Source organism: Spiroplasma sp. hy2 (assembly GCF_044714365.1).
Classification (GTDB): Bacteria; Bacillota_I; Bacilli_A; order Mycoplasmatales; family Mycoplasmataceae; genus Spiroplasma; species Spiroplasma phoeniceum.
The window spans coordinates 1-1,165 of record NZ_RXFZ02000246.1 but is presented as its reverse complement, the minus strand read 5'-3'; the positions used below and the strand labels follow the sequence as shown (position 1 = coordinate 1,165).

1 protein-coding gene and 2 pseudogenes are annotated in these 1,165 nt (G+C 21.0%); all 3 read right to left on the bottom strand.

The features are described 5' to 3' along the window. Window positions 1–102: 102 nt before the first annotated feature. Window positions 103–552: pseudogene (locus EHV01_RS05800) on the bottom strand (hypothetical protein); the annotation flags it as partial. Then, window positions 552–755, bottom strand: coding sequence for a DUF2649 family protein (locus tag EHV01_RS05795; RefSeq protein WP_422066633.1), 204 nt, complete (start codon window positions 753–755; stop codon window positions 552–554). The pseudogene EHV01_RS05800 and the gene EHV01_RS05795, both read right to left, overlap by 1 nt. 153 nt (window positions 756–908) lie before the next feature. Then, window positions 909–1,073 (bottom strand): annotated as a pseudogene (locus EHV01_RS06825) (DUF3627 domain-containing protein); the annotation flags it as partial. Between the last annotated feature and the right edge of the window lie 92 nt (window positions 1,074–1,165).

Sequence of the window (1,165 nt, the reverse complement as noted above, 5' to 3'; positions counted from 1 at the left end):
TATWATCAAATTTATCAAATTTCATAATTTTAGATTCCTATAATTTCTATTTTAAATATATTTTATAGGAATTTTAAAATAACTAGGTTATGCAAGAAGTCTAATATATAAATAACTTTCATCAAATAAAATAACACTATCATCTGGGGGAACTGGTTTTGTTCTATCTGTAAAATCTAAATTTTTAAATGTTAAAACTTTAACTTTATTATCTTCTAACGGATAATTACTATAAATTTTATCTGTTAATAATTTCATAGTTTGTGATAAATAAGTTAAAAGTAATGTTTTACCAGTTCCTAACTTACCAATAATTACCGATAACGGATTATCTCAAACAAAATTAACTAACCGAAAAGCATTTAACTGATAAAATATGTTTTTTCAAACTCATCATACAAAATAAACACATTGCAAAGCAAACAATAATCAAAATACTAAACCAGTATAATTTAATGAAATTATCCAAAGTAATAAATCAATTAAACTAAACAAAATCATTGAACCACTAATATAACAATAATTTTTTAAGAAAAATATAAACTTTTTCATTACTTAAAATACCCAACTATTTTAAAAACCATTCACAATAAAAACCACGTTAAAAATAAAATCACAATTCACACACCAATCATAAGAGTTAAATATTCATTTTGAGTCAAAGTTCAAGTTGTAATACTTTCAACGTTAGATTTATCAATAAATAAAAATACATGAATAAAAAACTCTTTTAATTTTTCTCAATCTTTTGTCATAATTTAAAAACTTCACATTTTTTGAATAAGTTTAAAAAATATTCCAAAAAATAAAACAATAAATAATACAAAAGATATAACATATAAAAATTCAGGGGCATTTGAGCCAATAATATAGCTAACAAATTGAACTCAATAATCATATAAACTCATTTAATTTAAGTCTTTCAAATCATTAATTAACTTATCTACTTTTTCATCACTTCAATTTGTTAGATTCTTGTTAGTTGTTTTTACTTTTTGGGGTTCACCATGAAATATTGCTTTTTTCATTTGTGTAAAATAATTTTGTTTATATTGTAAATTGTAAATGCAAATGTAGCACTTTATTGAAAAAGAATAAAGTGCTTTTTATTTTGTAAAAAATACTTATATTTATTGGATTAATCGTTAGATAGTATCTTTTWTWT